This window comes from Amycolatopsis sp. NPDC059235 (assembly GCF_042754125.1).
Taxonomy (GTDB): Bacteria; Actinomycetota; Actinomycetes; order Mycobacteriales; family Pseudonocardiaceae; genus Amycolatopsis; species Amycolatopsis albidoflava.
Genome location: NZ_JBHZAG010000077.1, coordinates 16,880 through 40,330, shown reverse-complemented (window position 1 = coordinate 40,330; position 23,451 = coordinate 16,880). Strand labels below are relative to the sequence as shown.

General features: G+C 71.0%; 23 protein-coding genes and 1 pseudogene. 16 read left to right on the top strand and 8 right to left on the bottom strand.

Features of this window, described 5'->3' with window-relative positions:
- The first annotated feature begins 73 nt into the window (after nucleotides 1-73).
- The 6 genes and pseudogenes from alaS to ACFXI3_RS35950 all read left to right on the top strand — a co-directional run bounded on the left by alaS (nucleotide 74) and on the right by ACFXI3_RS35950 (nucleotide 8,048).
- Nucleotides 74-2,737 (top strand): alanine--tRNA ligase, encoded by a 2,664-nt coding sequence (alaS, locus tag ACFXI3_RS35975; protein WP_378405689.1) that lies wholly within the window; start codon nucleotides 74-76, stop codon nucleotides 2,735-2,737.
- Nucleotides 2,727-3,227, top strand: a complete 501-nt coding sequence (ruvX, locus tag ACFXI3_RS35970) for a Holliday junction resolvase RuvX (RefSeq protein ID WP_378405687.1) — start codon at nucleotides 2,727-2,729, stop codon at nucleotides 3,225-3,227. The genes alaS and ruvX overlap by 11 nt, the downstream gene beginning before the upstream one ends.
- Nucleotides 3,224-5,623 (top strand): endolytic transglycosylase MltG, encoded by a 2,400-nt coding sequence (mltG, locus tag ACFXI3_RS35965; protein ID WP_378405685.1) that lies wholly within the window; start codon nucleotides 3,224-3,226, stop codon nucleotides 5,621-5,623. Before ruvX ends, mltG begins: the two co-directional genes overlap by 4 nt.
- Nucleotides 5,607-6,473, top strand: coding sequence for a shikimate dehydrogenase (locus tag ACFXI3_RS35960; protein ID WP_378405683.1), 867 nt, complete (start codon nucleotides 5,607-5,609; stop codon nucleotides 6,471-6,473). The genes mltG and ACFXI3_RS35960 overlap by 17 nt, the downstream gene beginning before the upstream one ends.
- Before the next feature lie 41 nt (nucleotides 6,474-6,514).
- Nucleotides 6,515-7,078 (top strand): annotated as a pseudogene (locus ACFXI3_RS35955) (GrpB family protein); the annotation flags it as partial.
- Between the two features lie 25 nt (nucleotides 7,079-7,103).
- Nucleotides 7,104-8,048, top strand: coding sequence for a D-2-hydroxyacid dehydrogenase family protein (locus tag ACFXI3_RS35950; RefSeq protein WP_378405681.1), 945 nt, complete (start codon nucleotides 7,104-7,106; stop codon nucleotides 8,046-8,048).
- On the opposite strand, the gene ACFXI3_RS35945 is transcribed toward ACFXI3_RS35950, so the two are convergent.
- The 5 genes from ACFXI3_RS35945 to ACFXI3_RS35925 all read right to left on the bottom strand — a co-directional run bounded on the left by ACFXI3_RS35945 (nucleotide 8,045) and on the right by ACFXI3_RS35925 (nucleotide 12,808).
- On the bottom strand, nucleotides 8,045-9,541 hold the full coding sequence (locus ACFXI3_RS35945) for an alpha/beta hydrolase (RefSeq protein ID WP_378405679.1): 1,497 nt from the start codon (nucleotides 9,539-9,541) through the stop codon (nucleotides 8,045-8,047). The genes ACFXI3_RS35950 and ACFXI3_RS35945 overlap by 4 nt on opposite strands.
- A complete protein-coding gene (locus ACFXI3_RS35940; protein ID WP_344267371.1) occupies nucleotides 9,538-10,353 on the bottom strand; it encodes a serine hydrolase domain-containing protein in 816 nt (271 codons plus the stop codon). The genes ACFXI3_RS35945 and ACFXI3_RS35940 overlap by 4 nt, the downstream gene beginning before the upstream one ends.
- A gap of 124 nt (nucleotides 10,354-10,477) precedes the next feature.
- Nucleotides 10,478-10,747 (bottom strand): HPr family phosphocarrier protein, encoded by a 270-nt coding sequence (locus ACFXI3_RS35935; protein ID WP_033291653.1) that lies wholly within the window; start codon nucleotides 10,745-10,747, stop codon nucleotides 10,478-10,480.
- A 28-nt stretch (nucleotides 10,748-10,775) separates the two neighbouring features.
- Nucleotides 10,776-12,014, bottom strand: coding sequence for a PTS transporter subunit EIIC (locus ACFXI3_RS35930; RefSeq protein WP_378405676.1), 1,239 nt, complete (start codon nucleotides 12,012-12,014; stop codon nucleotides 10,776-10,778).
- Nucleotides 12,011-12,808 carry a GntR family transcriptional regulator gene (locus tag ACFXI3_RS35925; protein WP_378405674.1) on the bottom strand — a complete coding sequence of 266 codons (798 nt, stop codon included), beginning with the start codon at nucleotides 12,806-12,808 and terminating at the stop codon, nucleotides 12,011-12,013. The genes ACFXI3_RS35930 and ACFXI3_RS35925 overlap by 4 nt, the downstream gene beginning before the upstream one ends.
- Before the next feature lie 243 nt (nucleotides 12,809-13,051).
- Between ACFXI3_RS35925 and ACFXI3_RS35920 the strand changes: the two genes are divergently transcribed.
- Both ACFXI3_RS35920 and ACFXI3_RS35915 read left to right on the top strand, forming a co-directional pair.
- Nucleotides 13,052-13,288, top strand: coding sequence for a PTS glucose/sucrose transporter subunit IIB (locus ACFXI3_RS35920; RefSeq protein ID WP_344267364.1), 237 nt, complete (start codon nucleotides 13,052-13,054; stop codon nucleotides 13,286-13,288).
- Entirely contained in the window at nucleotides 13,285-13,740 is a 456-nt protein-coding gene (locus ACFXI3_RS35915) for a PTS glucose transporter subunit IIA (protein ID WP_378405672.1), read from the top strand. Before ACFXI3_RS35920 ends, ACFXI3_RS35915 begins: the two co-directional genes overlap by 4 nt.
- Nucleotides 13,741-13,789: 49 nt before the next feature.
- On the opposite strand, the gene ACFXI3_RS35910 is transcribed toward ACFXI3_RS35915, so the two are convergent.
- The gene (locus tag ACFXI3_RS35910) at nucleotides 13,790-14,215 is read right to left on the bottom strand and encodes a Rieske (2Fe-2S) protein (protein ID WP_344267360.1); all 426 of its coding nucleotides are present in this window, start codon (nucleotides 14,213-14,215) and stop codon (nucleotides 13,790-13,792) included.
- A 100-nt stretch (nucleotides 14,216-14,315) separates the two neighbouring features.
- Between ACFXI3_RS35910 and ACFXI3_RS35905 the strand changes: the two genes are divergently transcribed.
- On the top strand, nucleotides 14,316-14,702 hold the full coding sequence (locus tag ACFXI3_RS35905; protein ID WP_344267358.1) for a hypothetical protein: 387 nt from the start codon (nucleotides 14,316-14,318) through the stop codon (nucleotides 14,700-14,702).
- On the opposite strand, the gene ACFXI3_RS35900 is transcribed toward ACFXI3_RS35905, so the two are convergent.
- The gene (locus ACFXI3_RS35900) at nucleotides 14,690-15,106 is read right to left on the bottom strand and encodes a pyridoxamine 5'-phosphate oxidase family protein (protein ID WP_378405670.1); all 417 of its coding nucleotides are present in this window, start codon (nucleotides 15,104-15,106) and stop codon (nucleotides 14,690-14,692) included. The two genes, ACFXI3_RS35905 and ACFXI3_RS35900, sit on opposite strands and share 13 nt — an antisense overlap.
- An 82-nt stretch (nucleotides 15,107-15,188) precedes the next feature.
- Between ACFXI3_RS35900 and ACFXI3_RS35895 the strand changes: the two genes are divergently transcribed.
- From ACFXI3_RS35895 to ACFXI3_RS35865, 7 genes are all read left to right on the top strand, one after another.
- Nucleotides 15,189-16,136 carry an AraC family transcriptional regulator gene (locus ACFXI3_RS35895; RefSeq protein WP_378405668.1) on the top strand — a complete coding sequence of 316 codons (948 nt, stop codon included), beginning with the start codon at nucleotides 15,189-15,191 and terminating at the stop codon, nucleotides 16,134-16,136.
- Between the two features lie 155 nt (nucleotides 16,137-16,291).
- Entirely contained in the window at nucleotides 16,292-17,554 is a 1,263-nt protein-coding gene (locus ACFXI3_RS35890) for a prepilin peptidase (protein WP_378405666.1), read from the top strand.
- Between the two features lie 49 nt (nucleotides 17,555-17,603).
- Nucleotides 17,604-18,791, top strand: coding sequence for a chorismate synthase (aroC, locus tag ACFXI3_RS35885; protein WP_344267350.1), 1,188 nt, complete (start codon nucleotides 17,604-17,606; stop codon nucleotides 18,789-18,791).
- Entirely contained in the window at nucleotides 18,788-19,312 is a 525-nt protein-coding gene (locus tag ACFXI3_RS35880; RefSeq protein WP_344267347.1) for a shikimate kinase, read from the top strand. Before aroC ends, ACFXI3_RS35880 begins: the two co-directional genes overlap by 4 nt.
- A gap of 133 nt (nucleotides 19,313-19,445) precedes the next feature.
- A complete protein-coding gene (gene aroB / locus ACFXI3_RS35875; protein ID WP_344267345.1) occupies nucleotides 19,446-20,561 on the top strand; it encodes a 3-dehydroquinate synthase in 1,116 nt (371 codons plus the stop codon).
- On the top strand, nucleotides 20,558-20,989 hold the full coding sequence (gene aroQ / locus ACFXI3_RS35870; protein WP_378405665.1) for a type II 3-dehydroquinate dehydratase: 432 nt from the start codon (nucleotides 20,558-20,560) through the stop codon (nucleotides 20,987-20,989). Before aroB ends, aroQ begins: the two co-directional genes overlap by 4 nt.
- A 413-nt stretch (nucleotides 20,990-21,402) precedes the next feature.
- A complete protein-coding gene (locus ACFXI3_RS35865) occupies nucleotides 21,403-22,893 on the top strand; it encodes a beta-xylosidase (protein WP_378405699.1) in 1,491 nt (496 codons plus the stop codon).
- On the opposite strand, the gene ACFXI3_RS35860 is transcribed toward ACFXI3_RS35865, so the two are convergent.
- On the bottom strand, nucleotides 22,817-23,419 hold the full coding sequence (locus ACFXI3_RS35860) for a B-4DMT family transporter (RefSeq protein WP_378405663.1): 603 nt from the start codon (nucleotides 23,417-23,419) through the stop codon (nucleotides 22,817-22,819). The genes ACFXI3_RS35865 and ACFXI3_RS35860 overlap by 77 nt on opposite strands.
- Nucleotides 23,420-23,451: the final 32 nt, after the last annotated feature.

The following is a 23,451-nucleotide window of genomic DNA, read 5'->3' as shown; positions in this document are numbered from 1 at the left end:
CGCGCCTTCCGCCGCCTCCGACCCCCGTTTCCTTCCCCGGCCGAAGCCGGGTCTTCAGCACAAGGACGTACCCGTGGACACACACGAGATCACCGACCGTTTCCTGCGCCATTTCGAGAGCCGGGGCCACACGCGCGTGCCGAGCGCCCCGCTGATCCTCGACGACCCGAACCTGCTGTTCGTCAACGCGGGCATGGTCCAGTTCAAGCCGTACTTCCTCGGCGAGGCCCCGCCGCCGTACCCGCGCGCGACCTCGGTGCAGAAGTGCGTGCGCACGCCGGACATCGACGAGGTCGGCAAGACCACCCGGCACAACACGTTCTTCCAGATGGCGGGCAACTTCTCGTTCGGCGACTACTTCAAGGAAGGCGCGATCGAGAACGCCTGGGAGCTGATCACCAAGTCCCAGGACGACGGCGGCTTCGGCCTCGACCCGGACCGGATCTGGGCGACCGTCTACGAGAAGGACAGCGAGGCGGCCGGGCTGTGGCGCAAGCTCACCGGCCTGCCCAGCGAGCGCATCCAGGTCCGCGACGGCAAGGACAACTACTGGGACATGGGCGTGCCCGGTCCCGGCGGCCCGTGCTCGGAGATCTACTACGACCGCGGCCCCGCGTACGGACGTGAAGGCGGCCCGGTCGCCGACGAGGACCGCTACATCGAGATCTGGAACCTCGTCTTCATGCAGGACGTCCGCGGCGAGCAGAGCCCGAAGCTGGGCCACCCGCCGATCGGCGAGCTGCCGAAGAAGAACATCGACACCGGCATGGGCGTCGAGCGCGTCGCGACGATCCTGCAGGGCGTCGAGAACGTGTACGAGACCGACCTGGTGCGCCCGGTGATCGGCCGGGCCGAGGAGTTCTCCGGCCGCCGCTACGGCGCCAACCACGCCGACGACGTGCGCTTCCGCGTCATCGCCGACCACGCGCGCACCGGCGTGCTGCTGATCGGCGACGGCGTCACCCCCGGCAACGACGGCCGCGGCTACGTGTTGCGCCGGCTGCTGCGCCGCATCGTGCGCTCCACGCGCCTGCTGGGCGTGCAGGAGCCGGTGCTGCAGGAGTTCGCGAAGGTCGTCAGCAAGACCATGGGCCCGACCTACCCCGAGCTGGTCAGCGGGTTCGACCGGATCTCCGAGGTCGTGCGCGTCGAGGAGGAGGCGTTCCTCGCCACCCTCACCAGCGGTTCGCGGATCTTCGACCTGGCCGCGGCCGAGACGAAGAAGGGCGGCGGCGACGTCCTCGCCGGCGACAAGGCGTTCCAGCTGCACGACACCTACGGCTTCCCGATCGACCTGACCCTCGAGATGGCCGCCGAACAGGGTCTGACCGTGGACGAGGCCGGCTTCCGCACGCTCATGGAGGAGCAGCGCAAGCGCGCGAAGGCGGACGCGGCGTCGCGCAAGAGCGGCCACGGCGACCTGTCCGAGTACCGCAAGGTGCTGGAGCAGCACGGCGAAACCCAGTTCCTCGGCTACACCGAGCTGCAGGCGGACGCGAAGGTCGTCGGCCTGCTCGCGGACGGCCTGCCGGTGCGCAGCGTCGCCGCGGGCCGCAAGGCCGAGCTGGTGCTCGACCGCACCCCGTTCTACGCCGAGAGCGGCGGGCAGATCGCCGACACCGGCGTGCTGGTCGGCGACGGCGTCGAGCTGAAGGTGCTCGACGTGCAGAAGATCGTGCCGGGCCTGTTCGTGCACCGCGTCGAGGTCACCGAGGGCGAGGTCGGCATCGACACCCGGCTCACCGGATCGGTGGACGCGAACCGCCGCCTGTCGATCGAGCGCTCGCACTCGGCCACGCACCTCGTGCACGCGGCGGTCCGCGGCGCGTACGGCAAGCGCGCGGCGCAGGCCGGTTCGCTCAACGCGCCGGGCCGGATGCGCTTCGACTTCACCACCCCGGGCGCGGTGTCGGCGGACATCCTCACCGAGGTCGAGCAGGAAGTGAACGACTACCTGCAGACCGACGTCGAGGTGCAGAGCTACACCACGACCAAGGACAAGGCCCTCGAGCTGGGCGCGGTCGCGCTGTTCGGCGAGAAGTACGGCAACGACGTCCGCGTGGTCGACATGGGCGAGTACTCGCGCGAGCTGTGCGGCGGCACGCACGTCGGCCGGATCGGCCAGCTCGGCCTGGTCAAGCTGGTGTCGGACGCGTCGGTCGGCTCCGGCGTGCACCGCGTCGAGGCGCTGGTCGGGCCGGACGCGCTGAAGCACGTCCGCAAGGAGCAGCTGCTCGTGTCGCAGCTGGCGAACACGTTCAAGGTGCCGTCGGACGAACTGCCCGGCCGCATCGAGGACGTGCTGTCCCGGCTGAAGAACGCGGAGAAGGAGATCGAGCAGCTGCGCACGCAGCAGGTGCTCGGCTCGGCGGGCGCGCTGACGGACAAGGCGCAGGACGTCTCCGGCGTCTCGGTGGTCGCCGAGGTCGTGCCGGACGTCGACGGCAACGGCCTGCGCGCGCTCGCGTCCGACATCCGCGGCCGCCTCGGCGACCGCGCCGGTGTCGTCGCGCTGTTCGCGCCCTCGGGGGAGAAGGTGGCCTTCGTGGTCGCCACGACCTCGGCGGCGCGCGACAAGGGAATCGCGGCGGGCAAGCTCGTGCCGTCGTTCGCCGAGGCGATCGGCGGACGCGGCGGCGGCAAGCCGGACATGGCCCAAGGCGGCGGCAGCAACCCGGCCGGCGCGGAGCAGGCCGTCACGGCCCTGCGCGCGGCGGTCGCGAACCTTGGGCGCTGATCCCCGGAGAGGCCCGGATCGGCCCGGCGAGTCCGATCCGGGGCGGGGCAGGCGGCTCGCGGTCGATGTCGGGTCTGTCCGGGTGGGGGTCGCGCTGAGCGATCCCGCCCCCGTGCTCGCGAGCCCGCTCGTTACCCTCTCCCGTGATGCGAAGGACGACAGCGATCTGGACCGGCTTGCCGATCTCGTCACCGAACACGAGGTGGTCGAGGTGATCGTGGGCTTGCCGAGGACGCTGGCGAACCGGCAGGGCGCGGCCGCGGACATCGCGGTGGCGTATGCGGAGAAGCTCGCCGGGCGCGTGGGGGACGTGCCCGTGCGGCTGGCAGACGAGCGGTTGACGACGGTCACCGCGTCGCGAATGCTGTCCCAGCGGGGGGTCAAGGGACGCAAGCAGCGCGCCGTGGTCGACCAGGCAGCGGCAGTCGAGATCCTGCAAGCCTGGCTCGACGCCGCCGCCGCGCACCGCGCCCGGAAAGGCGACTCATGACCGACCCCGGCGACCCGGGCGGCCGCCGTCGGCTGCGCAACCCCGACACCCCGGATTTCCCGGACCCCGCAACGGGTTCCGGCGCTCCGGGCGGGCGGCGCAGGCGGCGCGAGCCTGAAGACGAACCACCTCCTCGCCGCGCGCGCGGCGAGGCGCCGGACGGCATGCCGCCGTCTGGAGAACGACGACGTCCGCGCGGCGAAGTTCCTCCGCGTCCTCCCTCCGCGGAGGGACGCCGTCGTGCGCCCGAGGGCGCGCCTCGTCCGGCCGGCGAAGCGACCCGTCGCGTCGCACCGGACGCGATGCCTCCGGCCGAGCCGCCTCGTCGCCCGGCCGCCGACGCGCCGCCGACCCGGCGTCGCCGTCCGGCCCCGCCGCCTGCGGAGCGCCCGAAGCGGTCGACGGAGAACTGGGACCTGCCGCCGCACGCGGCCGACGACCTTCCGCGCGCCCGTCCGCGCCGGATAGCTCCGGGCGATGCACCGGTGACCGGGAACGAAGTTCCGCCCGCGGAGGTCGAGCGGCCAGCCGGTCGACGCCGTCGCCGTGACGACGTTCCGCCGGTGGACGCCGAGCCTCCGGCAGGCCGTCGCCGCCTCGAGGACGCGCCGCCGGCCGAGCCTCCCGCTGGGCGTCGCCGTCGCCGCGAGGACGTTCCGCCGCCGGTGGATGTCGAACCGCCGTCCGGCCGCCGTCGCCGTGACGACGTCGACGTGCCGGCGGAAGCCGTCGCGCCTGCCCGTCGCCGGGCGCCGGACATGCCACCGCCGCCTCCGGCCCGGCGCGCGCCCGCTCCGCCGCCGGACGGCTCCATGCCGCCGGATCCCCGGTTCGCCGACGCTTCGATGCCGCGCGATCCGAGGTTCGCCGACACGTCGATGCCGCCGGACCCGCGCTTCGCCGAGGCGTCCATGCCGCGCGATCCGAGGTTCGCCGACGCCTCGATGTCGCCGGATCCCCGATTCGCCGAGGCCTCCATGCCGCGCGACCCGCGTTTCGCGGACGCGTCGATGCCGCGCGATCCGCGCAACCAGCCGCCGCGCCGGCAGCCGGTCGAGCAGCCCACCGAAGTGATCCCCACCGTGCCCGCCGCGCACGAGCCGGAGCACCCGGACGAGCAGCAGCCGATCGACGGACTCTTCGAGGACGAGTACGACGAATACGGCGAATACGAGGACTACGACGAGGAATACGACGGCTACGACGAGGACGGCTACCCCGAAGACGCGGCCGAGCCGCCGGTCGAGGAACCGCCCGCGAAGAAGCCGCGCAAGAGGAAGCGCAAGCGCGCGATCGGCTGGATCGCCGCGGTGCTCGTGCTCGTCCTGCTCAGCGGCGGCGCCTATTTCGGATACCAGAAGATCTTCGGCTACGCGGACTTCGACGGTTCCGGCGAAGGCGACGCGCTCGTGCAGGTCGAACAGGGCGACACGACGTCCGCGATCGGCGCGAAGCTCACCGACGCGGGCGTGGTCGCGAGTTCCCGGGCGTTCGTGAAGGCGGGCGCGGAGAACACCGCGCTCAGCAAGATCCAGCAGGGCTACTACCTGCTGCGCCAGCACATGTCGGGCGAGGAAGCGGTCGACCTCATCACCTCGCCGGCCGCGCGCGTCGGGCGGCTGGAAATCCGGCCGTACACGCAGTTCGACGACATCACGCAGCCCGACGGCAAGGTGACGCCGGGCGTGTACAGCCTGATGTCGAAGGCCTCGTGCGCGACTTTGAACGGCAAGAGCACCTGCATTCCGGTGGACCAGCTGCGCAAGACGGTCGCCGACGCCGACCTCAAGGCTCTGGGCGCGCCCGAGTGGGCAGTGGCCGACGCGGGCAAGGCGCTGAGCAAGGACAAACGGCTGGAAGGCCTGATCGCGGCCGGCGTCTACGACGTGAAGCCCGGCTGGAGCGCGACCGAGCTGATCACCGACCTGGTGAAGCAGTCGGCCGACACGATCCAGGCGTCCGGCCTCACCGCGCAGAACACCGGGCCGGGGAAATCGCCGTACGAGACGCTGATCATCGCGTCGCTCATCGAACGCGAGGCGATCAAGCCGGACTTCGGCAAGATTTCGCGAGTGATCTACAACCGGCTCTCGCAGAAGATCAGGCTGCAGCTGGACTCCACGGTCAACTACGTGCTGGACCGCCCGACGCTGCTCACCAAACCCGAGGACCGGGCGAAGGCGGGACCGTACAACACCTACGCCAACTACGGTCTCCCGCCGACGCCGATCGCGGTGCCCAGCATCGACGCGATCAAGGCCGCCGTCAGCCCGACTCCCGGCGACTGGGCGTACTTCGTGAAGTGCGAGAAGGACGGGCATTCCTGCTTCGCGGTCACGAACGACCAGCACAACGCGAACAGGCAGCTCGCGGAGCAGCGTGGCGTCCTCAAATGACCGGCCGCGCCGCGCGGCGGTGCTGGGCAAGCCGGTGGCGCATTCGCTGTCGCCGGTGCTGCACCGCGCGGCGTTCGCGGCGCTGGGCCTGGACGGCTGGACCTACGACCGGGTCGAGACCGACGCCGCCGAGCTGCCCGGTTTCGTCGACGGTCTCGGCCCGGAATGGGTCGGCCTTTCGGTCACCATGCCGGGAAAGCGGGCCGCGCTCGACCACGCCGCCGAGGTCACCCCGCGCGCGGCGGCAGTCGGCGCGGCGAACACGCTCGTGCGCCGTCCGGACGGCTGGCTCGCGGACTGCACCGATGTCGACGGGGTGACCGGAGCCCTGCGATACGCCGGCGGCTATTCGCCTTCCGCGAGCGACCAGGCCGTGGTGCTCGGCGCGGGCGGGACGGCTGCGGCCGCCGTGGTCGCGTTGGCCGCACTGGGTGTCACGACGGTGCGTCTGGTGGTGCGAGAACCGGCACGGGCTGCGGAAACCGTGGACGCGGCGAAGCACGCGGGCTTGACCGTGGACGTGCAGCGATGGTCCGAAGCGGACTTCGCGGAGCTGGCGGACGCTGCGGCGGTGCTGGTCAACACAGTCCCGCCGGACGCGGTCGCGCCGCACGTCGCGGAGCTGGCCCGGGTCGGCAGCGTGCTCGACGTGATCTACCACCCGTGGCCGACGCCGCTGGCCGAAGCGGTCGAGCGGCGCGGCGGACGGCTCGCGACCGGGCTGGACATGTTGCTGCACCAAGCATTCGGACAAGCGGAGCATTTCACCGGGCGACCGGCGCCGCGCGAGGAAATGCGGGCGGCGCTGCGCGAGGCGAGCGGAAACATCCTGCCGTTGCCGATTTCCTGATATCCTGTCGGGCTGCTTTCCAGTCGACAGGGGGAATCACTGTGTCCAGTCAGCAAAACGACGAGGCGTCGGTCCAAGCGGCATGGGTCGGCACCGCGCCGAAGCACGGCAAGACCATCACGCTCGCCGAGTACGACCCGGAATGGCCGGTGCTCTACGAACGCGAGGCCGCGCGGATCCGTTCCGTGCTCGGGGAACGCGTGCTGGTGCTCGAACATGTCGGGTCCACGTCGGTGCCCGGCCTCGCCGCGAAACCCATCATCGACATCCTGCTCGAAGTGCCCGATTCGGACGACGAAGCTGCGTATGTGCCGGACCTCGAAGCGGCGGGCTACCGGCTGGTGATCCGTGAGCCGGACTGGGAGAAACACCGCTTGTTCAAGGGTCCGGACACCAACATCAACCTGCACGTCCATTCGCCGGGCAACGGCGAGACCGAGCGGTACCGGCTGTTCCGCGGCAGGCTGCGCAGCCACCCGGAGGAACTGGAGCTGTACCTGGCGAAGAAACGCGAACTCGCCGCGCAGACGTGGGAGTACGTCCAGTTCTACGCGGACGCGAAAAGCAAGGTGATCAACGAGATCATCGAGCGGGCGCGCAACGCCTGACCCTCGGGTTACGGTGGGCGGCATGAAGATCGCGATCCTCGACGACTATCAGAACGTGGCTCTCCAGTGCGCCGATTGGGAGCCGCTCGGGGCGGAGATCGAGGTGTTCAGCGAGCCGTTCGCCGGGCCGGACGAGGCGGTGACGCGGCTGGCCGGGTTCGACGTCGTGGTCGCGATGCGCGAGCGCACGCCGTTCCCGGCCGCGGTGTTCGACCGGCTGCCCGAGCTGAAACTGCTGGTCAGCACCGGCCGGCGGAACGCGGCGATCGACCTGGACGCGGCGAAGCGGTGCGGCGTGGTGGTGTCCGCGACCGGAGCGCTGGCCGCGCCGACGGTGGAACACGCGTGGGCGCTCATTCTGGCCGGTGCGCGCAACCTGCCTCTGGAGTTCCGGTCGATGCGCGAGGGCGGCTGGCAGGTCGGGCTCGGGATGGCGTTGCGGGACAAGACGCTCGGCCTGCTCGGGCTCGGCAGGCTGGGTGCCGAGGTCGCCCGGATCGGGCAGGCGTTCGGGATGAAACCGATTGCGTGGAGCCAGAATCTGACCCCGGAGCGGGCGGCGGAGCACGGCGTGACGGCGGTGTCCAAAGAGGATTTGTTCGCTCAGTCCGATGTGCTGTCGGTCCACTTGGTTCTGTCCGAGCGGACTCGCGGCCTGGTCGGTGCTGCCGAATTCGCCGCGATGAAGCCGTCCGCGCTGCTGGTGAACACCTCGCGCGGTCCGATCGTCGACGAGTCGGCCTTGGTGGATGCGTTGCGCGGCAAGAAGATCGCCGCGGCGGCGCTGGATGTCTACGACGTCGAGCCGCTGCCCGCGGGCCATCCGCTGCGGACGCTGGACAACGCGATCCTGACGCCGCACATCGGTTACGTGAGCCGGGAGACGTACGAGATTTTCTACGGCGGCGCGGTGGAGGACATCGCCGCGTTCCAAGCGGGCGAGCCGATCAACGTGCTGAACGGCTAGGGGAACGGCCGGACTTCCGGCGGGTAAACAGTCCCTTCCGGAGGCACGGTCAGATCCACGAAATACCGTGCCATCGCCGCGGAAGCCGCCGTGCTGGGCACGTCGAGCGTCGTGTGCCCGGCACCGTCCACCATCGCCACGTGGCCGTCGCCGAGTTCCTTCGCGGTGGCCTGGGCGTTGGCGAGCGGGGTGACCGGGTCGTTCCGGTTGGCCAGGATCAGGATCGGATGCTGCCGCGGCCGGTTCCACGGCCCGAGGTACCGGTCCTCGTCCCGCGCGGGCCAGCCGACGCACTGCGCCATCGAAAACACCGGCGCGACCCCGAAGTACGGCTGCCGTTTCGCTTCCGCGGCAGCGAGTTCGGCGTACCCGGCAGTGTCTTGCGGGAGTTCGCTGTCCAGGCATTGCACGGCGAGGAATCCGGGGGAATGCGTCGGCACGCGCGGGTCGAGCACTGGCGCGGGGGAGACTGGCGACGGCGGCACCAGCCCGGCGAGCGTCTTCGCCAGCCGCGGCCACCGGGACGATTGATACAGCGCCCGGTCGATGGTCTCCATCAGCGACGACACCGTCATTCCGCCGACCGGACCGTGCGTCAGCCGGGCGAAGACCGCGGCGAATTTCTGTTTCAGGTCGCCGCCCGCGAACGCGCATTTTCCCGGCCCGGCTGCGTCGCAGGCGGCGAAGAACGCTTCGAGTTCCTGCTGCTGAGCCGTCGCGACGTCGGCGCGCACGTCGACCGGTTTGTGCTGCTGGCCAGGCTGTCCGGTGGCGTTCGCTACCAGGTCGAGCGTTCCGTCGAGGACCATCGCGCGCAGCTTGTCGGGGAACAGATTCGCGTAGGTGCCGCCGAGATACGTGCCGTACGAGTAGCCGTAGAAATTTAGCTGCTGCTCGCCGAGCGACTGCCGGAGCAAATCCATGTCCCGTGCGACATTCGCCGTCGACAGATGCGACAGCTCGGCACCTGTGCCCGCCGCGCACGCCTTGCCGACGGCCGCGCTCGCGGTCCAGAACGCCGCGCTGTCCCGCAACGGAGAACCGGCCGCGGGCGGCGTTCCCGGGCACTGCACCGGGGCACTGCCGCCGATCCCGCGCGGATCGAAGCTCACCAGGTCGAACTTGGCCCGCAGCTCGTCCGGGTACCGCGGGCCGAACCGCATCAGCTCGCCGACCCCGTCGGTGCCCGGGCCGCCGAAGTTGATCACCAACGACCCGGCGCGGTGCGCGGGATCGGTGGCAGGCATGCGAATCACCGAGAGGTTCAGCTTCGCGCCGCCAGGTTCGCGGTAGCTCAACGGAACCGGCGCGGTCGCGCACTGGAACCCGCCGTGGCACGGCGTCCAATCGAGCTTGGGCACAGCGGCACCGTTGGTGCCCAACGGAAGCGGAGCGTCCGGGGCGGGCAATGCTTGCGGCGCTTGGGTTTGCGCGGCCGGTGCGGAACAGCTCGCGACGAGCAGCAGCGCAGCGAGCGCTGGCCAGAGTCTCACGCGGAGAGTTCCGCCAGCACGGCGTCGGTGAACGGCGGCCAGACTTGCGCGGCCCATGGCCCGAACGACCGGTCGGCGAGCCCGACGCACGCGTGGCCCGCCTCCGGGTCCACCCACAGGAAAGTCCCCGACTGCCCGAAGTGGCCGAACGTGCGCGGCGAGCTGTTCGCGCCCGTCCAATGCGGACTCTTGTGGTCGCGAATCTCGAAGCCGAGACCCCAGTCGTTCGGCTTCTGGTGCCCGAAGCCGGGCAGGACGCCGTTCAGTCCGGGGAACGCGATTTCGGTGGCGGCGGCGAGGGTTTCCGGCGCGAGCAGCTTGGGCGACTGCAGCTCCGCGGCGAACCGCAGCAGATCGTCCAATGTGGACACCGCGCCCGCGGCGGGCGAGCCGTCCAGCCGGGTCGACGTCATGCCGAGCGGTTCGAACAGCCCTTCGCGCTGGTACTCGGCGAACTCGATGCCGGAATGCTCCGCCAGCGCGTCGGCGAGTTCCTCGAAACCGGCGTTGGAGTACAGCCGGCGCGTGCCGGGCTCGGCCATCGCCTTGTGCGCGTCGAAGGCGAGCCCGGAGGTGTGCGCGAGCAGATGCGCGACGGTGGAGCCCTCCGGCCCGGCGGGCGTGTCCAGCTCGACAACGCCCTCTTCGATCGCGATGTGCGCGGTGTAGGCGGTGAGCAGCTTCGTGACCGACGCGAGCCGGAACGGCCGGGCGGGGTCGCCGTGGCGTCCGCGCACCTCGCCGGAAGCGGAGACCACCCCGGCCGCGGCGTTGTCCACTGGCCATTCGTCGATCAGGCGCAGACTCTCCATGCCCGCCAGCGTAATAGGGCCCGCCCAACCGCTGTTTCGCAGTGCCCTGACGCGACGAACCGTGCGGGGCTCCGGAAGTTCCGGCGCCCCGCACGGTTCGTGTTTTCCCCGTGGAGCGGTATCGCTACTGAGCGTCGAGGTCGGTGGCGACCAGCTCGGCGACGGCCTCGACCGCCGCCTCGGCACCGTCGCCCTCGGCGCTGATGACGACCTCGTCGCCGTACGCGGCGGCGAGGGTCATCAGGTTGAGGACGCTGCCGGCGGCCACCGGTTCGCCGCCGTCCTTGGCGATCTGCACCGCCACGGGCTGGGCCGCGGCCGCCTTGGCGACCAGTGCGGCCGGGCGGGCGTGCAGCCCCACCTTGCTGGCCACGGTGACGCGTTTCTCCGGCATGGTGTACCTCTCTTGCTTTTCTCGGGTGTTACTTCGCGGCCGTGCGCTCGAGGTCGCCCTCGATCGAGTCGTCCTCGCGGCCCGGCGTGCGCAGGTTGAACTTGGTGATCACGACGCGGAACACGACGTAGTAGATCACGGCGAGAACGAGGCCGATCGGGATGATCAGCCACGCCTTGTGCGCCGTGTCCAGCGAGGAATTCAGCGCGAAGTCGATCGCGCCGCCGGAGAACGAGAAGCCCAGCCGGATGCCCAGCCAGCTGCAGACGGCGAGCGAGATGCCGGTCATCACCGCGTGGAAGATGTACAGCGGCCACGCGACGAACATGAACGCGAACTCGATCGGCTCGGTGACACCGGTGATGAACGCGGTCAGCGCGGCCGAGATCATGATGGAGGCGACCAGCTTGCGCTGCGCGGGGCGCGCGGTGTGCACGATGGCGAACGCCGCGGCGGGCAGCGCGAACATCATGATCGGGAAGAAGCCGGTCATGAACGCGCCCGAGCCGTCCACGTGGTGGAAGAAGTTGTTCAGGTCGCCGCCGCCGAAGATGAACCACACCGGGACGTTCAGCAGCTGGTGCAGGCCGACCGGGATGAGCAGGCGGTTCAGCAGGCCGTAGACGCCGCTGCCGACCACCGGCGAGCCCATGACTGCCTGGCCCGCCGAGGTGATGCCCTGGTCGACGTACTTGAACAGCAGGCCGAAGATGACGCCGAGGATGATCATCGCGAGCGAGGTGATGATCGGCACGAACCGGCGGCCGCCGAAGAAGGCCAGCCAGGACGGCAGCTTGATCCGGTGGTAGCGCTGCCAGAGCAATGCCGCCACGATGCCGGTCACGATGCCGGTCAGCACGCTGTAGGGCCAGTGGATCGGCGCGAGGTCCCAGCCCTTCTTGTAGCCCTGCTGGTCGCTGATCGGGGCGATTGCCTGGATCACCTTGTTGAACACGACCCAGCCGATGACGGCCGCGACGGCGGTCGACCCGTCGCCCTTGCGGGCGAAGCCGACCGCGATGCCGATCGCGAAGATCAGCGGCAGCCAGTCGAAGATGCCACCGCCCGCCGCGCCGATCACGTCGGCCGCCTTGCCCCAGTTCAGGCCGTCCTTGCCGAGGACGTCGTCCTGGCCCAGCCGGTTCAGGATGCCTGCCGCGGGCAGGGTCGCGATCGGCAGCATGAGGCTGCGGCCGAAGCGCTGCAGCCCGGCGAGGCCGCTGCCCTTCTTCTTTCCGCTAGCCCCAGCCGCGGTGGTGGCGCTCATCGGATACCTCCATTGTGGGGTTGGTCGCCGGAACTCGGGGAGTTCCGGTCCAGCTGCATGGTCACCTGGTAGTGGTCGCCCCGGTACCAGGACGTCATGTCCTCGACCGGTTCGCCGCCCGAGCTGGAAACCCGGCGGAACACCAGGAGCGGACTGCCGGTGCGCATGCCGAGCAAGCGCGCCGTTTCGCGGTCCGCGGATTCGGCCCACACCGTCTGGTACGCCTGGTCCGGGCGGCGCGAGAACGCGTCGGCCAGCTGGGCGTACAGCGAACGGGTCAGGTCGAGGTCGAGCAGGCCGGGGGTCCGGCCCGCGTGGTACCAGCCGCGTTCCACGGCCAGCGGAACGCCGTCGGCGCGCCGCAGCCGCACGAGCCGGTGCGCGGCGACGCCCTCGGACAGGCCGAGCGCGTGCGCCGAAGTCACCGGCGGGACCTCGGTCGAGGTCGAGATCACTTCGGTGGTCGGGGTGAGCCCGCGCCGGCGCATGTCGTCGGTGAACGACATCAGGTACACCTGCAGTTCCATCCGCCGGGCGGCGGTGAAGGTGCCCTTGCCCCTGACCCGGGCCAGCAGTCCTTCCTCGACGAGCTTCCCGATCGCCGAGCGGACGGTGAGCCTCGAGACGCCGTAGTGCTGCGCGAGCTCTCGCTCGGACGGGATCGGCGAGCCCGGCGGGAGCTCGCGCTCCACCAGGCGGCGCAGGATCTCCCGCAGCTGGGCGTGCTTCGGGGTCGGCCCGTTCACCACGCGCTCGGCGGGGTCGGACGGCGGAATGTGCGCGGCCGCACTCATCTCGGTGTCACCCTCCCTCGCTTCGCGCACCGGGGCCGGTGCTCGCGTCCGCGCCGGAAGATTGGTACGTTCCGGTCTAGACCAATGATCTGATGGGGCAGGATGCTCCGCAGCGAGAGCGGGTGTCAACCACCGTTATCCGTTCGTGGCCGGGCTCGCTCGGCAAGGCGGCAAACGGCGTAGTAATGGTGGCGGAGCGCACCTGTTCCGAGTGGAAAACCAACGGGATACGAGGAGGCCGCGATGGCGGATGACAGGCCGGAAAAGATTCTCGCGGCGCTCGGCGGCGCGGACAACGTCATCGAGATCGAGGGCTGCATCACGCGGCTGCGGTGCGAGCTCGAGGACATGTCCCTCGTGGACGAACCCGCGCTGAAGTCGGCCGGCGCGATGGGCGTCGTGAAGATGGGCTCGGCGGTCCAGGTCATCGTCGGGCCGGAGGCGGACACCATCGCCAGCGACATCGAGGACCTGATGTGAGCCTGCCGATCCTGAGCCCGGTCGCGGGCGAGGTCGTCGCGATCACCGAGGTGCCCGACCCGGTGTTCGCCGAGGCGATGGTGGGCCCCGGCATCGCGGTGAAGCCGTCCGGCGGTCGCGCCGACGCGGTCGCTCCGGTGGACGGGACCGTGGTGACGCTGCATCCGCACGCGTACGTCGTGGCCACTGAGGACGGCCGCGGGGTGCTCGTGCACCTCGGCATCGACACGGTCAAGGAAAAGGGCGACGGGTTCACCCTGCACGTCGTCAAGGGCGAGAAGGTGCGGGCGGGCCAGCCGATCGTGGGCTGGGACCCCGAGGCGGTCGCCGCCAAGGGCTACTCGCCGATCGTCCCGGTCGTCGGCCTCGACGCGTCCGCGGACGTGCTCGCCGGCCTCGAAGGCGGGCGCACGGTCGCCGCCGGCGACGAGCTTTTCACCTGGAACGATTGACCACCGGAGCCCTTTGTGGACAGTGAAGGTCCACAAAGGGCGATCCCGGTCACGCCGTGACGATCTCGCCGTTCTCGATCTTCACGGCCACTTTGGACAGCGGCTGGCTCGCCGGCCCCTGCTTCACCGCGCCGGTCAGCGCGTCGAACACCGAACCGTGGCACGGACAGCTCGCCTGGCCGTTCTGCGGCGGGTTCACCGTGCAGCCCTGGTGCGTGCAGACGGCGCTGAAGCAGGCGACCGTCCCCGCTGACGGCTGTGCCACGAGCACTTCCTGCCCGTCCGGGGTTTTCGCGGATTTCGCTTGGCCCACCGGCACTTCCGCCAGCGCGATCACCTTCCCGCCCGCCTTCGGCGCGGCCTGTCCGGACCCGCTGTCGCCGCTCCCGCAGGCAGTGAGAGCTAGGGCGGCGGTCCCCGCGACGGCCGCCCCGGAGGCGAGTACGGAGCGGCGGGAGTGAAGTTCGGCAGTCATGCCTTGTGCAACGAACCGGGACCGCTCCGGGTGCCGGTGAACCGTCGCGGTCGCCCGTGCGTGTAGTCCGTATCCGGCATTCCGCACGGAAGGAGACGGCATGTTGACCACCTGGATGCGAGTGCTGGGCGCGGCGGGCCTGGCCGGCTCGGCGGCGATCCACTTCTACCTGTACTGGGGCAGCGGCTACGCGGACATCCCGGTGGTCGGGCCGCTCTTCCTGGTGAACGGCATCGCCGGCTTGGTGATCGCTGTCGCCCTGCTCGCCTGGCGGCACTGGCTGCCGGCGTTCTTCACGCTGGGCTTCGGCGGCGTGACGCTGCTGGCCTACCTGCTGTCGGTGACGGTGGGCTTCTACGGCGTGCACGACCAGTTCAACAGCCAGTACGAATACTGGGGCGTGATCACCGAAGCGGTCTGCGTGATCTGCGGCCTGGTGCTGCTGGTGCAGGCGATCCGCGCGCGGCGGACGGCTCAGAACGCGTAGCGGTGCACCTTCTCCGGGTGGATGACGACCCGGACCTGGGGGAGGTCCTGCAGGATTTTCGCTCCGGCCTGGCCTTCCGGGGTGCTGAGGTCCCAGTACCTTCCGGCGAGCCTGCGAGCGAGCTCGTGCCCGCCGTCGGCCTCGATCGTGACGCGCCCGGCGACGGACACCCAGCGCTCCGGTTCCCCGACCGGCGCCGCGACGACGATCGACGCGCGCGGGTCCTCGCCGAGCTGGCGGATCTTGGCCGAGTCCGGGGCGGTGAACAGCTGGATCGTGCCCTCGTCGGTGGCCTCGAACCACACGGGCCGAGGCTGCGGCGGCCGCGGCCCGGCGGCGACGGTCAGGAAGCCGTGCAGGGGGCGGCGGAGGAATTCGAGATCGTGGTCGGTGAGGGTGCTCATGGCTGGGATTTAACCGGGCCTGCTTGGACGATCCCATAGGTGAAAAGCCGGATCGCCTGTCCATTCGTCTAACCTCGGGTGAGTGGACGCTTTCAGCGATTTGATCCGCGGGGTTCGGGCGCACGGCTCGTTGTTCGGCTGCACGGCCCTGTCGGCGCCGTGGTCGCTGCGCTTCGTGGACAGTGCCCCGCTGACCCTGTGCACGCTGCTGAGCGGCGAAGGCTGGGTCGTGCCGGAAGACCATCCGCCGGAGCTGCTGCGCGCCCGCGAGACCATCCTGGTGCGCGGCCCGTTCTCCTTCGTCGACAGCCTGGACACTCCCGCCGTCCCCGTCGAATGCGGCGAGTTCTGCGCCACTCCCGACCAGGGCGGCACCCAGCACCACCTGGGCTGGAACGACCCGTTCCACGGCGAAACCAACCTGATCGTCGGCGCGTACCCGGTCCGGAGCCGCAGCCGGATGTCCGCTTTGCTGGACGCGCTTCCGGTAGTGGTCCGGCCGCCTTCCTCGGCCGAGGAAGACCCCGTGCTGCACCATCTGGCCGCCGAACTGGCCGTCGACGCGCCGGGGCAGCAGGTCGTCCTGGACCGTTTGCTGGATTGGATGCTGGTCTGCATCCTGCGCGACTGGTTCGACCGTCCGGGCGGCTCGCCGCCGCGGTGGTGGGCCGCGCAACGGGACCCGGTGGTGGGCGCTTGCCTGCGGTTGCTCCACGCGGATCCGGCGGCCCCGTGGACGGTGGTCACGCTGGCCGCCCGGGCCGGGGTTTCGCGGTCCACCTTGGCCAAACGCTTCGCGGATCTGGTGGGGGAGCCGCCGATGACGTACCTGACCCGCTGGCGGATGACCCTCGCCGCGGACCTCCTGGCGGAACAGCCGTCGATGCCGATCGCGGAGGTGGCCCGGGCGGTGGGGTACTCGGACGCGTTCGGGTTCAGTTCGGCTTTCAAGCGGGTGCGCGGGGTCAATCCGACTGAGCATCGCCGGGCTTTTCTTGCTGAGGACGGGGTTCTGGCTTCTTCCCGCTGAATTTCGCAGCCCGCCAGCCGAAGCGTTGCTGACGACCCGAGCACCGCGCCGTTTTTGTCCCCGTCGAGTGAACCTTCCGGCGTGTCGCGCACGAGGGGTCCCCTCGCACCCCGATCTGTTTGCCCTGGTCGAAGCGCCGGCGGCAGGCTGGTCGCATGGTCCTGACAGCAGTGCTCGCAGCCGGGGCGGTGGTCCCCGTGCTGCTGGTGATGATGAAGAAAGTCGACGCTCCCGTGTCGGCTGTGCTCGGCTTGACGGTTGCTGTCGCGGCAGCCGCAGTGGCCGCCGTGCGTGCCGAGACAGGTGCACTCCCAGCTTGGTGGCTGCCGGTCGCATGGCTGGTTTCGGTGCTCGGCGTCCCCCTCGCGTTGGCCGACGCCCGACACCGCCGCCTGCCGGACATCCTCACCCTGCCCGCCTATCCCGCTGTTGCCCTGACACTCACCCTCGCCGCCCTCAGCGGCGGAGGATGGCGACTGGCCGCCGGAGCTGCCCTGGGCTGCCTCCTGTTCGGCGGCACGCACCTGATCGTGCACCGCTTGTCGGCAGGCGGTCTCGGCCCCGGGGACGTCAAACTGGCCGGATCATTCGGTGCTGTCCTGGGCGCGGTCGGCGGACTGGCCCCAGCCGTGGCAGCAGTCCTCGCGGCAATGGTGAGCTTGGCGGCCCTGTTGCCGATGTGGCTGTTGCGCCGCCTCCGCGAGTCGCGGGCCTCCGTCCGCTGGCGATCCTCTCGACCCGGCCCGAGTGCGCCCGCCTCCGTCCTATTCGCGGGGGAACTCCACGAGCCCACTCCGAACCAACCCGACTCCACGCCTCAGACGACCGCTCTTGCTCAGCCGTCCACGTCGACGGCCGCAGCCTCGGTGCCGACTGGTGTCGCGGTCGTTGGCTCCGAGCCAACCGCTCCCGCTCAGCCGTCCACGCCGACAGCCGCTGCTTCTGTGCCTACTGGTGTCGCGTTCTTGCGGACTGTCCGGTCTCCTGCTCCGACGGTTGTTGCCTCCGCGCCAACTGCTCCCGCCGAGCCGTCCACGTCGACAGCCGCTGCCTCCGTGCCGATCAACGTCACTTTCTTGCGGACTGTCCGGTCCCCCGCTCCGACGGTCGTTGGCTCCGAGTCAACCGCTCCCGGCCAGCCGTCCACGTCGACGGCTGCAGCCTCCGTGCCGACCGACGCCACCCAATTGCCGACTGTCCGATCTCCCGCTCCGACGGCCGCCGCCCCCATGCCAACCGCGCCCGCCTCGCCACCAGACCCGACTCCCGCATCGAAAGCCGAAGCCCCCTCACCACCGCCAGCCCCCGCCCGCCCCCGGATCCGAGCCGGCCCCCTCCGCGTCCCCTACGGTCCCGGCCTGGTTCTGGCCACCTGGGCGTGCGCGGTCTTCCCAGCCGCTGGAACGGGCATCGCCTGAGGCCAGGGGCTCTGCCAGGCCTCCGGACCGGCCGTGACAGGATTGTCCGGTGCTGCGCTGGATCACCGCTGGAGAATCGCACGGACCCGCCCTCGCCGCTGTGCTCGAGGGGCTGCCTGCCGGGGTGGAGGTGACGACCTCGGACCTCTCCGCGCAGCTCGCGCGGCGCCGGCTCGGGTTCGGCCGCAGCCCGCGGATGGGCTTCGAGACCGACCAGGTCCAGTTCCTCGGCGGGGTCCGGCACGGGGTCAGCCAGGGCGGCCCGATCGCCGTCCAGATCGAGAACGCCGAGTGGCCCAAGTGGGAGAAGGTCATGGCGGCCGATCCGGTCGACGAGGCCGAGCTCGCCGGGCTCGCCCGCAACGAGCCGCTGACCCGGCCCCGTCCGGGGCACGCCGACCTGCCCGGCATGCAGAAGTACGGCTTCGACGAGGCCCGTCCCGTCCTGGAGCGCGCCAGCGCCCGCGAGACGGCTTCGCGGACCGCGCTCGGCACCGTCGCGCGGAACTTCCTGCGGCAGCTGCTCGGGGCCGAGGTGCTGAGCCACGTCGTCTCGATCGGCGGCGCCGACGCGCCCGATGGCCCGCTTCCGCAGCCGGGCGACCTCGCGGCGATCGACGAGAGCCCGGTGCGGGCGTTCTCGGCCGAGGGGACCGAGGCGATGATCGCCGAGGTCGACGCGGTGCGGAAGGCCGGCGACACGGTCGGCGGCGTGATCGAGGTGATCGTCTACGGCCTGCCGCCGGGCCTCGGCTCGCACGTGCACTGGGACCGGCGTCTCGACGCGCGGCTCGCCGGCGCGCTGATGGGCGTCCAGGCGATGAAGGGCGTCGAGGTCGGCGACGGCTTCACCACCGCCCGCCGCTGGGGCAGCCAGGCGCACGACGAGATCGACCGCGGCACCGGGCCGGTCGGCGTCACGCGCCGGTCGAACCGCGCGGGCGGGCTCGAAGGCGGCATCACCAACGGCGAACCGCTGCGGGTGCGCGTCGCGATGAAGCCGATCTCGACCGTGCCCAAGGCACTGTCCACAGTGGACGTCCGGACCGGCGAGCCCGCCGTGGCGATCCACCAGCGGTCCGATGTGTGCGCGGTTCCCCGCGCCGGCGTGGTGCTGGAGTCGGTCGTGGCGCTCGTCGTCGCGGACGCGGCGCTGGAGAAGTTCGGCGGCGACTCGCTGGCCGAGACCCGGCGCAACGCGCAGGCGTACTTGAAGGCGCTCGAGGAGCGCTGGTGAGCCCGCGCGCGGTCGTCGTCGGACCGCCGGGCTCCGGCAAGAGCACGGTCGGCCCGCTGCTGGCCGCCGCGCTCGGCGTGACCTTCCGCGACACCGACGACGACATCGTCGCCCGCGCCGGACGCGCCATCTCGGACATCTTCGCCGACGACGGCGAACCCGCGTTCCGAGCGATCGAGGCGGAAGCAGTCGCCACGGCACTCGCCGAACACGACGGCGTGCTCTCCCTCGGCGGCGGCGCCCCGCTCACCCCGGGAACCCGGGAACGGCTTCAGGACCACACGGTGATCTTCCTGAACGTCGGGCTGGCCGCCGGCGTCCAGCGCACCGGGATGTCCAGCGCGCGCCCGCTGCTGGCCGGCATCAACCCGCGCGCGACCTTCAAAGCCCTCCTCGACCAGCGGCTGCCGGTGTACCGCGAGGTGGCGACCGTCGAGATCGAAACCGACAAGCGAACGCCCGAAGAGGTCGTCGCGGCCGCCGTCGCCGCCCTCGAACCCGACCGGGTCCGCGAACCGTGACCAGCTACCGGCCGCCCGCGCCCGCTCAAGTCCGTGAGGGGAACCCTGAGGGACTCTGAGTTCCTCGGGGTTCCCCTCACGGACCGCAAACCCCGCTCCAGGACCACCGGGTCCGGGAGCAGTGAGGAGAACCGTGTCCGCCACCCAGCCCGTCCGGATCCGGGTCGCCACCGCGCAGCCGTACGACGTGCTCGTGGGCCGCGGCCTGCTCGGCGAACTCACCGAGCAGCTCGCCGACGCGTCGAAGGTCGCGCTGATCCACCCGCCGACGCTCACCGCCACCGCCGAGGCCGTCCGCGACGAGCTGGCCGCGGCCGGCCTCGACGCGCACCGTGTCGAGATTCCCGACGCGGAGGACGGCAAAGCGTTCTCCGTCGCCAGTTTCTGCTGGGAGGTCCTCGGCCGGATCGGCCTGGACCGGCGCGGCGTGGTCGTCGCGCTCGGCGGCGGGGCGGTCACCGACCTCGCCGGGTTCGTCGCGGGCACCTGGATGCGCGGCGTCCGGCTGGTGAACGTGCCGACGACGCTGCTCGGCATGGTCGACGCGGCGGTCGGCGGGAAGACCGGGATCAACACCGAAGCCGGCAAGAACCTCGTCGGCGTCTTCCACGAGCCCTCCGCCGTCCTGGTCGACCTCGCGACGCTGGAATCCTTGCCGCGCAACGAACTCGTCGCCGGAATGGCCGAGATCGTCAAGACCGGCTTCATCGCCGACCCGCGGATCCTCGAACTGATCGAGGCCGACCCGGCACAGGCGCTCGACCCGGCCGGCGACGTGCTCGCCGAACTGGTCCGCCGCTCGATCCAGGTGAAGGCCGACGTCGTCGCGGCCGACCTGCGCGAGTCGGATCTGCGCGAAATCCTCAACTACGGCCACACCCTCGGCCACGCCATCGAACGCCGCGAGCGCTACCGCTGGCGCCACGGTGCGGCGGTCAGCGTCGGTCTGGTGTTCGCCGCGGAACTGGCCCGCCTCGCCGGACGCCTCGACGACGCCACCGCCGACCGGCACGCCTCCGTGCTCAAACTGATCGGCCTGCCCACCGCGTACGACGCGGACGCGCTGCCCCAGCTGCTGGAAAGCATGAAGGGCGACAAGAAAACCCGCTCCGGCGTACTGCGGTTCGTCGTCCTCGACGGACTCGGCAAACCCGGCAGGCTGGAAGGCCCAGACCCGTCCCTGCTCGCCGCCGCGTACTCGGCGATCGCGGCCGAGGCCCCGGAAAACGGCGGAAGCGTGCTGCTGTGAAAACCTTCGTGTTCAACGGTCCCAACCTCGGCCGCCTTGGCAAACGCGAACCGTCCGTCTACGGCTCCACGACCCACGACGACCTCGCGCGACTGTGCGTCGCGACCGGCCAGGAACTGGGCCTCGACGTCGAGGTGCGCCAGACCGACCACGAGGGCGAAATGGTCGGCTGGCTGCACGAGGCCGCCGACGCGGGCGCGCCGGTCGTGCTGAACGCCGGAGCGTGGACGCACTACTCGATCGCCGTCCGCGACGCCGCCGCCCAGCTCACAGCGCCGCTGATCGAACTGCACATCAGCAACGTGCACAAGCGCGAGGAATTCCGGCACCACAGCGTGCTTTCGGACATCGCGACCGGGGTGATGGTCGGTCTTGGGGTGGATGGTTACGCGCTCGCGTTGCGGTGGATCGCCGCTCACTCGTCCTGACGGCTGGAAAGCGAAGTCCGCCGCGAGAGCCCTGCTGCGGCAGGGCGATTTCGGCACCACAGCGTGGTTTCCGACGGCGCGACCAGGCGATCGTCGGTCTCGGGCGGGTGGTTACGCGCTAGCGCTGCGTTAAGTCGCTACGCATTCATCGCGACTCGGCGGCCGGGAAGCGAAGCCCGGCTCAGCTGGGCGATTTCGGCACCACAGCGCGTTTTCCGCCCTCCCGACCAGTGTGATCGCTAGGCGCGAGGCGTAGACGCCCCGCCGCGGCAGACAGCGCGAAAGCAAGCCCCCGGTAAACCCGCCGCCCGACCAGCCGATGCGCGACGTGGTTCACCCATCCGGTGCCGCTGTCGCTACACTCGGCGATCATGCACCCGTTTCGTCGTGGGGGTCGGCGACCCGTGCGTCAGCTGCTCTCGCTGCTGATCGCCGGATCCCTCGTTTCCGGGTGCAGCCAGACGACGGCCCAGCCGCAGGCCGAGGGCACCGACCACGGCGGCATCGCGGGCGGGGCGCCGCAGGCGCCGAAAGATCCGCCTCGTGCGGCGGATGTCGCGCTCGCCGCCGGTGCCAGTCGCGCGAGCGGGGGCGTGGTCGCCGCCGGGGCCGCGGACGCGTCCTACAACTACGGCCCCACCGTGATGGTCGAGAACGGCCGCACCCGGATGTGGTGGTGCAGCCAGTACAGCAGCGCCCCGCCGCCGGGCGACGACATCCTTTACGCCGAGGGTCCCTCGGCCGACGGACCCTTCACCGGACCGGGTGGCGGTGCGCCGCCCGCGGTGTTGTCCGGCGCGCCCGGGAACTTCGACGGCATGCACACCTGCGACCCGTCGGTGTTGCGCGTCGGCGGCACCTACTTCCTGTACTACACCGGCGCGGCCGGCGATCACGCGCTCGGCAACGCGATCGGCATGGCCACCAGCCCGGACGGCATCCACTGGACCCGTTCGAACGGCGGCAAACCGATCCTCGGCGCGTCCCACGACGTCCACCGCGCCAACGTCTACGGCGCGGGCCAGCCCTCGGTGGTCTTCCTCGACGGCTGGTACTACCTGATGTTCACCGACACCACCGGCCGCGCGGCGGGGTGGAACGGGGCGGGCCAGTTCGTGATCCGGGCGCACGACCCGGCGTTCCGCGAGGGGGTGGAAGCGTTGGGGGAGAAGGGATTCGAGCCCACCGCGACGACCGCCGCGCCGCGGACCCGGTCCGTCGTCGACGCGTTCAGCGTGGACCTGGAGTGGGTCGGCGCGCTCGACGTCTTCGCCATCGCGCACGAGACCGCCGACGGAACCACGATCACCTTCTGGGACCGCGATTTCACGATGCAGCCGTACAAACCGGTCGTGATCCCGGGCGCGTGGAAGGAAGGCCCCGGCCTCGTGCGCCGTCCCGACGGGCACGCGCCGACCTCGGTCAGCGATCCGTGCGACCTGGTCTCGCTGGACGTCGTGCGCGCCACGGAGATCGGCCCGGCGGGCGCTCCGACCGGGCTGAAGCATTTCGGGCTCGACGTGAAGGGAGCGGGCGGCTGCTCGACCCCGACGCGCAGCACCGCGACCTTCGACGGCGTCGCGATGCCGTCACCGGACCGCATGATCGACCTTTACCGGCGCGGCGAGCGCATCCGGATCGACCGTCGCTCAGTCGCCTCGGTGCTCGCCGGGGAGCTGGTCGACCGGCCGCTGCCGCAGGTGCCGGAGGTGCCGGTGAAGACGCGTCTGCGCTCCGGCGCGACCGTCGTGCACTCGTACGGCCGCGGCTACGGCATGGTGCTCGACGGGCAGCTTTACGGCCTGCCGGACACGACGATCGTGGCGCTCAACGGTTCCGGGGTGCAGGAGATCGACCCGCAACAGTGGGACGGCGCCGCCCGCGGTTTGCCGCTGGGCGGCTGACCGGCGAAGGCTTCGGAGCGGCCCTCGGGGTCGGGCTCGGCGGCAGTTCGAGTTCGCCGGAGCGGCTGCCGGTGCCGTCCTCGTCGTCCGGCTCCGGGCCGGAAGAGCCCGAGGAGTCTTCGTCGTCCGCCGCGGGCCGCCGGATCCGGCCGCCGACGAACAGCCCCAGTCCGGCGGGCACGAGCACGAGCAGCGCGGAGAACGCCGCCCCGCCGGTGAGCGCGGCTCCCAGCTCGGAAACCCCGGTCTGGTCGACGAAAATCGCCCGCCCGATCACGTACAGGATGCCCGAGCACACGCCCGCGACCAGCGACGCGATGAACCACGCGCGCCCTCTGTCGCGCAGGCCGCGCCAGCCGTCGATCGCGCTCCACAGCGCCGCCAGGCCGACCAGTACGGCGATGGTGAGCGACGTGAACAGCGTCTGGCCGGTCGGGTGGAACACGGACCACTTGGCGAGCAGCGTCATCGCGGCGGCGTGCACGACCGCCATGACCAGCCCGCGCGTCAACCAGGCACCCAGCATGGACGGAGTGTAGGCGCGCCGAAGTTAACCGC

What these genes read in the sequence shown, in the direction of transcription:
- mltG (WP_378405685.1), top strand. Translation starts at nt 3,224, where the DNA reads ATGACCGACCCCGGCGACCCGGGCGGCCGCCGTCGGCTGCGCAACCCC.
- ACFXI3_RS35950 (WP_378405681.1), top strand. Translation starts at nt 7,104, where the DNA reads ATGAAGATCGCGATCCTCGACGACTATCAGAACGTGGCTCTCCAGTGC.
- ACFXI3_RS35940 (WP_344267371.1), bottom strand. Translation starts at nt 10,353, where the DNA reads ATGGAGAGTCTGCGCCTGATCGACGAATGGCCAGTGGACAACGCCGCG.
- ACFXI3_RS35935 (WP_033291653.1), bottom strand. Translation starts at nt 10,747, where the DNA reads ATGCCGGAGAAACGCGTCACCGTGGCCAGCAAGGTGGGGCTGCACGCC.
- ACFXI3_RS35930 (WP_378405676.1), bottom strand. Translation starts at nt 12,014, where the DNA reads ATGAGCGCCACCACCGCGGCTGGGGCTAGCGGAAAGAAGAAGGGCAGC.
- ACFXI3_RS35925 (WP_378405674.1), bottom strand. Translation starts at nt 12,808, where the DNA reads ATGAGTGCGGCCGCGCACATTCCGCCGTCCGACCCCGCCGAGCGCGTG.
- ACFXI3_RS35920 (WP_344267364.1), top strand. Translation starts at nt 13,052, where the DNA reads ATGGCGGATGACAGGCCGGAAAAGATTCTCGCGGCGCTCGGCGGCGCG.
- ACFXI3_RS35910 (WP_344267360.1), bottom strand. Translation starts at nt 14,215, where the DNA reads ATGACTGCCGAACTTCACTCCCGCCGCTCCGTACTCGCCTCCGGGGCG.
- ACFXI3_RS35905 (WP_344267358.1), top strand. Translation starts at nt 14,316, where the DNA reads ATGTTGACCACCTGGATGCGAGTGCTGGGCGCGGCGGGCCTGGCCGGC.
- ACFXI3_RS35900 (WP_378405670.1), bottom strand. Translation starts at nt 15,106, where the DNA reads ATGAGCACCCTCACCGACCACGATCTCGAATTCCTCCGCCGCCCCCTG.
- ACFXI3_RS35890 (WP_378405666.1), top strand. Translation starts at nt 16,292, where the DNA reads ATGGTCCTGACAGCAGTGCTCGCAGCCGGGGCGGTGGTCCCCGTGCTG.
- ACFXI3_RS35860 (WP_378405663.1), bottom strand. Translation starts at nt 23,419, where the DNA reads ATGCTGGGTGCCTGGTTGACGCGCGGGCTGGTCATGGCGGTCGTGCAC.